This window comes from Methanosaeta sp. UBA458, from assembly GCF_002496085.1.
GTDB classification, from domain to species: Archaea; Halobacteriota; Methanosarcinia; order Methanotrichales; family Methanotrichaceae; genus Methanothrix; species Methanothrix soehngenii.
This window is the reverse complement of record NZ_DAIK01000172.1, coordinates 1-7,145: the sequence shown is the minus strand read 5'-3', so window position 1 is coordinate 7,145 and position 7,145 is coordinate 1. Positions and strand designations below refer to the sequence as shown.

8 protein-coding genes and 1 pseudogene are annotated in these 7,145 nt (G+C 53.6%); 6 read left to right on the top strand and 3 right to left on the bottom strand.

The genetic code is table 11. The annotated features are described in order from the left end of the window. On the bottom strand, positions 1-809 hold an 809-nt coding region (locus tag BP822_RS12690), incomplete at its 3' end, for a pentapeptide repeat-containing protein (protein WP_286878406.1). Positions 810-1,014: 205 nt separating this feature from the next. After that, positions 1,015-1,170 (bottom strand): annotated as a pseudogene (locus BP822_RS12975) (hypothetical protein); the annotation flags it as partial. A gap of 291 nt (positions 1,171-1,461) precedes the next feature. Here BP822_RS12975 and BP822_RS12680 point away from each other — a divergent pair. Next, entirely contained in the window at positions 1,462-2,664 is a 1,203-nt protein-coding gene (locus tag BP822_RS12680; protein ID WP_324578070.1) for a phosphoglycerate kinase, read from the top strand. 10 nt (positions 2,665-2,674) lie between these two features. On the opposite strand, the gene BP822_RS12675 is transcribed toward BP822_RS12680, so the two are convergent. Then, positions 2,675-3,613: a DHH family phosphoesterase gene (locus tag BP822_RS12675; RefSeq protein ID WP_286878404.1), complete on the bottom strand. Its 939-nt coding sequence runs from the start codon at positions 3,611-3,613 to the stop codon at positions 2,675-2,677. A 54-nt stretch (positions 3,614-3,667) separates the two neighbouring features. Between BP822_RS12675 and BP822_RS12670 the strand changes: the two genes are divergently transcribed. The 5 genes from BP822_RS12670 to BP822_RS12650 all read left to right on the top strand — a co-directional run bounded on the left by BP822_RS12670 (position 3,668) and on the right by BP822_RS12650 (position 7,089). Beyond that, on the top strand, positions 3,668-4,303 hold the full coding sequence (locus tag BP822_RS12670; RefSeq protein ID WP_286878403.1) for a phosphoribosyltransferase: 636 nt from the start codon (positions 3,668-3,670) through the stop codon (positions 4,301-4,303). Positions 4,304-4,501: 198 nt separating this feature from the next. Further along, positions 4,502-5,032: a hypothetical protein gene (locus tag BP822_RS12665; RefSeq protein WP_286878402.1), complete on the top strand. Its 531-nt coding sequence runs from the start codon at positions 4,502-4,504 to the stop codon at positions 5,030-5,032. After that, entirely contained in the window at positions 5,029-5,925 is an 897-nt protein-coding gene (locus tag BP822_RS12660) for a hypothetical protein (RefSeq protein ID WP_286878401.1), read from the top strand. The genes BP822_RS12665 and BP822_RS12660 overlap by 4 nt, the downstream gene beginning before the upstream one ends. Positions 5,926-5,964: 39 nt before the next feature. Next, positions 5,965-6,846 (top strand): prohibitin family protein, encoded by an 882-nt coding sequence (locus BP822_RS12655; protein ID WP_273270780.1) that lies wholly within the window; start codon positions 5,965-5,967, stop codon positions 6,844-6,846. Positions 6,847-6,933: 87 nt separating this feature from the next. Continuing rightward, positions 6,934-7,089, top strand: coding sequence for a hypothetical protein (locus BP822_RS12650; protein ID WP_273278345.1), 156 nt, complete (start codon positions 6,934-6,936; stop codon positions 7,087-7,089). Positions 7,090-7,145 lie beyond the last annotated feature (56 nt).

Sequence of the window (7,145 nt, the reverse complement as noted above, 5' to 3'; positions counted from 1 at the left end):
TGGTAATAGCAGTCGTCTGCATCCTCGAACCACTCCAGGTTCCTGTAGTTCCTGGCCAAAGAGAGGTAGGTTTCGCCATCATATCTCAGATGATTGCAGAGAACAGGCCATCTGGCTTCCAGACGGTTGAACTCCGCGTTTTGAAGGGATATTTGACTGCTGATCTGCGCCTTTAAGAGGCGCATCTTATCAATGGTGGCGCCGGCAAAAGAGATGCCTTTCTGGAAGATGGCTGTGGAATAGTCTGCCGTCTTCGCGAATACCGTCCCCTCGAAGAACGCCTCCTCCTGGAAGCGGGCTGAGGTGAAACTGACCATTGCCAGAAAGGTGGCAGTAGGGAAGCTGGTCCTGCCCAGGAATAGAGCGCCATCAAAGCCAGCATCCCCTTGAAATAGCGATCCCTGCCAGGACGATTTGCCCCCGAACTGTGCCCCCTGGAAATCTGCCTGGCCGAAGATTGCCTCGGAGAACTGAACCATTCCATTTAAAGTGGCATCCTTGAAGCTTACATTGGCAAACCTGGTGCGAAAGAAGGTCGCGTCACCTGATATGCATGTGCCAATGAAGATCGCATTTCCCCGAAATTGGGCGAACTCCATATTGAGGTCCTCTTGAAAGCTGGTAGCTCGAAGGTCGGCGTTTCCGAGGAGCAGGACTCCCTGAAAGCTGGCATAACCGGCGAACTTCGCCCCCTGGAATGAGGCTTCGGCATTGAAATACGAGTTCCAGAAGCTCGTCGATCCCCCAAATGAGGCTGAATTGAAGTTGGCGGTCCCAGAGAACCTGGATCCGGTTCCAGTCCGCATCATTCCGAAAGGAGGCCTCCAGGAAGTTGGCACACAGCTCGCTGAAGCTGGCAGAGACGAAGTTGGCAGGGCAACAAAATAGAGCTCTGCCAAAGTTGGCTATGGCAAAGAAGCTCGCCTCCTGGAATTTTGCTTCCTTTAAGAATGCTGCATCTCTGAAAGACGCATATCTAAGGAAGCTGGCCCCCTCGAATCTGGCACCGCCATCGAATGTCGCCCATTTAAAGCTCGCCTCCTGGCGAAAGGTCGAGCCGCTGAGGTCAAGAGGCTCGCGGAATATAGAATTGACGAAATTGATCCGCCCCAGAAAATCTGAGTTCCTGATCTCGATGCGAGAGGCCAGGACGTGGGCTAGAGTGGACATATCCCCAGACCTTTCATTATGAATGAAGGGCAGATCAAGTCTTGACAGGTCAATATCGCCAGCTATTGCCACGTGCTCATAGATGACTGGCTCCCCATGTTCGATCCTCTCCAGGATCTCGCTGGCCTCAATCACGGGGAGATCTGATCCTTCTACCATGTGGTTGCCTCTCTCAATCCTCTATCTTAATCCTTTTTGAAAGCTACTCCGCCCAAATCAGCAACGACTTTATACTCCTTCCGATAACCCCTAACACACCGGGAGGAACTTTAGTTGAAGGATTATCTCACGATGGAAGATGTCAAACTCGATAATAAAAGGGTCCTGGTTAGAGTCGACTTCAACTCCCCCATGGACCCGAGCGGAAATATCCTGGATGACAAGCGGATCAAGAGCCATTTAGATACTTTGCGCGCTCTGGAGGATTGCCGGGTGGTCCTCATGGCCCATCAGAGCAGGGCGGGAAAGAAGGACTATACCACCATGGAAGCCCATGCCCGCTCTGCCACCAGACTCCTTCGACGCGATGTTGCCTATATCGATGACATCTTCGGCTCTCATGCTCGAGAGGCCATAAGATCCCTAATGCCAGGGGAGGTTCTTCTACTGGAGAACACCCGTTTTTATGCAGAAGAGAACATGAACCGCACGCCTGCCGATCATGCCAAAAGCCATATGGTGAAGAGGCTGGCTCCTCTATTCGATCTGTTCATAAATGACGCTTTTGCCGTCTCCCATCGCTCTCATTGTTCTGTAGTCGGATTCACCGAGGTTCTGCCCAGCATTGCCGGCCTTCTGATGGACAAAGAGATCACTGCTCTGGATAAAGGGCTGAAGGGCGATGAGCATCCCACGATCTACTCTTTAGGAGGTACCAAAGCGGACGACTCCATCAAGGTGATAGAGAATGTGCTGCGGCGCGGCGGAGCGGACAAGATTCTGACCTCCGGGGTTGTAGCTACTGTCTTCTTGATGGCAGCAGGAATCAATGTTGGTGAAGCCAATCGAAAGTTCGTAGAGGATCAGGAGTATCTTGAGCAGATACCGGTTGCATCTAAGCTTCTGGCAGAGTATCCGGACAAGATCGCAATGCCGGTGGATGTGGCCCTGAATAAGAATGGAGAGAGGATCGACGTCGCAGTCTCCGCCCTTTCCAACGATCTGCCTATAGCGGACATAGGTCTGGAGACCATAGTCGATTATTCCAAAGAGCTAAAGGATGCTCGGGTTACAGTCATGAACGGGCCGGCAGGGATATTTGAGCAGGAGAAGTTCAAATTGGGGACATCTGAGCTCCTGAAGGCCTCAGCCGAGTCGGACTACTCCATCGCCGGCGGAGGGCATAGCGTGGCCGCCATCGAACAGCTGGGGCTGGAGTCCAAGTTCTCTCATGTGAGCATGGGCGGCGGTGCGAGCATCACCTACCTATCGGGAGAGCCCCTGCCGGGAATTGAAGCCCTGAAAAAGTACGCTCTAAAAGTGCGCAAGGCTTAGAAAAGAAATATCAGGGCAGCAACTCTGCCACCCTATTTCTGCATTCCTGCAGTAGGGCTTCAGGATCGCCCCTGGCATCAAAGGAGGCTGCTGAACTGTGGCCTCCGCCGTCACCACCATGGGCTCTGCCGATGTCACCCAGGATCTGGTTGAGGTTCAAGCCGGCTTTCGCTGCTTTGCGGCTGGACCGGGCGCTGATCCTGACCCGATCGCCATGCCTTCCGGCAACAAAGGCCACGTCTGCCCCCAGATCTATCAGCGCTGCTGCCGCTGAGCCCTCGAAGGAGTTGATCCTGGAGGCGGCTATCAGCCATTCTCCCTGGCGCTCGATCTTTGCCCGGGAGGCTGCCTTGAGGACTGCTATCCTCTGAGAGATGTCCGGGGCAACGGATAGGGTCTGCAATGCCTCTTCATAATCAAATCCTCCTGCTTCCAGTAGCTCTGAGGCTGCCATAAATGACTCCGCGCTGGCCCGCTTGAACCGTCCAGTATCCGAGATAATCCCCGCCATTAACCCCAGGGCCATCTCCCTGCTCGGCTGCCGTCCATTGTCCTTCAGGATCTTCCAGACGATCTCCGCAGTGGATTTGGCCGGCCTTTGGATATAGAATTCTGCCTCTCGGATCAGCCCTTCATCCTGGTGGTGATCTATGAGTCCATATCTGGCAAGCTGGATTCTGCCCAGCTGCAACTGGACGGATGTGTCCACCACCACAATCATATCCCAGCCCTCTTCTGAGGGGTCGATCAGTATATGTGCTCCTATGATATCAGATAGAGCCTCTCCGGTGCGGCTCAGGTCGTCTATCGCCCCCACTGTCCCACCGAAGGTCCCGGCCAGGGCAAAGGCGCTCCCTATGGCATCAGGGTCGGCGTTGCGGTGGCACAGGTACAGGACGCTTTTGTATCTGCTGACGATGGAGCCGAACTCGGCCTCTGAGATGAGCATAAGAGAATTGGTCAAATCCAAAGAGATAAGTTCTTTCCCGCCAGACAATATTTTATGCTCTTTATGGATAGATCCCAGGCAGGAAAGGTGCTGGCCGGGTCCCTGGACGGATTTATAGGCCAGGATTCGGTGGTCTATGCCCTTCCCAGAGGTGGGGTGGTCCTGGGATATGAAGTAGCCCGCCACCTTGATGCTCCACTGGATCTGATCATAACCAGAAAGATCGGCTATCCAGGCAGCCGGGAATGCGCCGTCTGCGCAATATCCGAGGATGGGGAGATGATATGCGACAGCTTGGGCGCTTCCCGCCTGGATCCCGTATGGCTCGGCGTCCGGGCAGAAGAGGAGATGGAAGAGGCGAACAGACGGCGAAGAGCCTATCTTGAAGGCAGACCGCCCCTGATGGCTGGAGGGAAGGTGGCCATAGTGGTTGACGACGGCATGGCCACCGGGCTTACCGTCCTCCTGGCCATTATGGTGCTGAAAAAGCAGCATCCTAAGAGGATAGTGGTTGCCGTTCCCGTCTCGTCGATGGAGGCAGCAGAGAGGATCAGAAGAGAAGCCGATGAGCTTGTCGCCCTGGATGTGCCCCCTGATTTCTGTTCAGTGTCCGAGCATTACGAGGAGTTTGCACAGCTTGAGGATGAGGATGTCATCCGTCTGCTCAAAGCGGCGGAAAAGAGGGAATAGTACGTCTCCCGATCAAAACGGTCTGCTTTGACTGTAACTAACTTAATTGGAGCCTATTATCTATTATCGATATCGAAGATTGATATCGAAGCTCATCGAGTTTAAGGGGGGCGGATCATGAATATCCGCGGGTTCAGGTTACTCCCTGGATTAGGAAAGCTATTAACATCAATAACGCCAATTAGGTAAGTGAGAGATATGCAGCAAGATACGCAGCAAGAATTGAGGCTATTGCCAAACCTGGAGGGAATCGACGCGGAGACTGCAAGGCGGCTGCAGTCATGCCTGGATTGTGAGTTCGCCTGCACACCCGTTCGATATTTCCGGACCAGAAAGGCGACATTCCTCGCTAGTTCAATTGAGCCCTTGTCCATAAGAATCTCGGGATTTGGCGAGCCCTTCCAGTCCAGACAGCTGACCTGCTGCAACATCGACAACCCAGAAGACCTGGAAGTGAGCATGGATTCCTGCGAGATGCTCTTTTTTTCGGCAAGAGATCCGGGCGTCCTCTATCTGAAGGAGGGGATGTGCTCTGTCAGCGGGCCGAAGCGCTCGGATCTGGCCCGGGAGATTGATCGCCCGGCCAGGCTTCTGGATGAGCTGCCAAGAAGGGATCCTGATGTGGTGAGGATGGACGAGAGGACATTCCGCCAGACGGGGACGATCTCTAGCCAGAGTCCTTTCACTCTGGTGATCCTGGATGGTCAGCCCGGAGCGGCCAAGCTATGAACGAAATCAGGGAGATTTCCAGCCTCTTGGACCGAGAGCTAGAGGCGATAAAGCACTCTTTCTCCAATGATCTAGCTTCTGAGAAGATAGGCGGGAAGGCTTCTTCCAGGGTGGTGAAGCTTCTGAATCCAAAGGTCATCACCTCTGAGAATAAGATAGAGGTTATGGGGCCGGCGTTCCTGATAAGCCTGGCCGAACTGAAGAAGGCAATTAAAAACCGCTACAAGACGCCGGGGCGGAATATATTCCCGGAGGTGGCCGACGACTTCGTATTCAAGAACGGCATGAATGCCATAAACAGGCTGAGCAACTTCGACACCAGCCAGGCGGCAAGCGATCTGGTTAATCTGTCAAGGCTTGTGAAAGTGCCTTCTGACTCGGAAAAGGTCGCTCTTGTCAGAAGGATAAAGCCGCTGGAGCTGGTGGACGAGTACATAATCGATGGCAAGCATACCAGCGGCAGCTTCCTGGGGAGCTTTGATCTTCCCCTGGTGGTTATGACCGACGATGGTGCCCAGTTTGATTTTGAGAATCCCTCTGATGTGATGGGCACAGATAAGCGGCTGGAAGAGTCGATGTCCATCAACATGAAGAGTATAATGCTCATAGCCGAGCGGGTGGACGACAACACCATTCAGACCACCAGCGGGCTGAAGCATGTATTTTTGGGAAACACAATGGCAGTTATATCCCTGATCTGTCTTTTAATAGGCGCCTTCTCGCTAATTGAGCGCAGGCTGTTCTTTTTCATTATACTGTTCATCTGTGGGGTGGCTCTGGCGGTGGCCAGATATCTGCCCACCAGCTGGAACAGAGAGTTCTTTGGCGTCTCGGAGATGAAGGTGGTGGGCAATGGCTACACGGTCTTCAAGTTCTATGGAGATATGGCATAAGGGATAAAGAGGGACTAATCTTTAAATGAGGTAGAGTAGATGAGCGGAATAGATAGCGATATATTACGGGAAAAAATAAAAGAGAGGATGCCTAAGCCGCCGCATTTCTCTCTTGGAGTTACAGCTTTCATTGCCACTGCGATCATCTTATTGCTGCTGCTGGTTTTAGTGGGAGGATCCTTCATTGCCATAATCCCTGCCGGGCATGTGGGGGTGCAGGACCGGTTTGGGGTGGTCTCCGATACTGTCCTGAGTCCGGGATTCAACCTCAAAGATCCACTCACCAGCGTCCACCAGATGAACACCCAGACCCAGCAGATAGAATACAAGCAGGTAACCGGGACGTTGACCCGTGAGGGCCTGGAGATAAATCTGGACAGCAGCGTCCTGTGGCACCTTGATCCGGCCAAGGCTCCGGACATCTTCAGATCGGTAAGAGGAGACTATGTGGACACCAAGTTGACTCCTTCCTTCATGGGCCTGCTTCGAGCGGAGATCAAGAAGTACACCGCCGAGGACATTTACACCAATAAGTCGACTGAGATCCAGGCGGATGTGGAAAAGCAGCTCAAGATGGAGCTAGATAGAACCGGCATCATCATCGAGAGAGTTTGGCTGAGGGGGATCTTCCTGCCGACTGAGCTCCAGGTGGCCATCACCACCAAGCAGCAAAAGCAGCAGCAGGCCCAGCAGATGCAGTTTACCATCCAGCAGTCTGAGAAGGAAGCGGAGAGGCTGGTGATCGAGGCCAAGGGCATAGCCGAGGCGAACCGGATCAAGGGAGAATCGGTAACGCCAACCCTGGTATCCTGGGAGTTCGTGCAGGCGATCAAGAACAACCCCAATGTGCTCTACGTGCCCATCGGCTCGGGTGGGGGAGAGGTGCTCTTCAACCTCCCCGCCCCTGGGCTTAAGAGCTGAGGGTGATTAAGGTTAATAATGTTCCCCGAACACATAGAGCGGCCCGAAAGCTTCATGGCCCCTGGCAGACAGATATGGAGACCGATTATGGTAACAGTGCTATGTAATGATGCTGAGATCGAGGTTCCGGATGGCGAGGTCTGCCAGATCTGCGGCTGCGAGCTGGAGGAGTTCGACGAGGTCACGGGCACGGGGATTCATGGGTACTATCACTGGATCTGCGTGAATCACGTGGATGCCTGAGAGGCTTGCTTTATGTGGTAAACTACTCCGGCCGAAAGACCGGAGCTTTCAGTAGC

What these genes read in the sequence shown, in the direction of transcription:
- BP822_RS12680 (WP_324578070.1), top strand. Translation starts at nt 1,462, where the DNA reads ATGGAAGATGTCAAACTCGATAATAAAAGGGTCCTGGTTAGAGTCGAC.
- BP822_RS12675 (WP_286878404.1), bottom strand. Translation starts at nt 3,613, where the DNA reads ATGCTCATCTCAGAGGCCGAGTTCGGCTCCATCGTCAGCAGATACAAA.
- BP822_RS12670 (WP_286878403.1), top strand. Translation starts at nt 3,668, where the DNA reads ATGCTCTTTATGGATAGATCCCAGGCAGGAAAGGTGCTGGCCGGGTCC.
- BP822_RS12665 (WP_286878402.1), top strand. Translation starts at nt 4,502, where the DNA reads ATGCAGCAAGATACGCAGCAAGAATTGAGGCTATTGCCAAACCTGGAG.
- BP822_RS12660 (WP_286878401.1), top strand. Translation starts at nt 5,029, where the DNA reads ATGAACGAAATCAGGGAGATTTCCAGCCTCTTGGACCGAGAGCTAGAG.
- BP822_RS12655 (WP_273270780.1), top strand. Translation starts at nt 5,965, where the DNA reads ATGAGCGGAATAGATAGCGATATATTACGGGAAAAAATAAAAGAGAGG.
- BP822_RS12650 (WP_273278345.1), top strand. Translation starts at nt 6,934, where the DNA reads ATGGTAACAGTGCTATGTAATGATGCTGAGATCGAGGTTCCGGATGGC.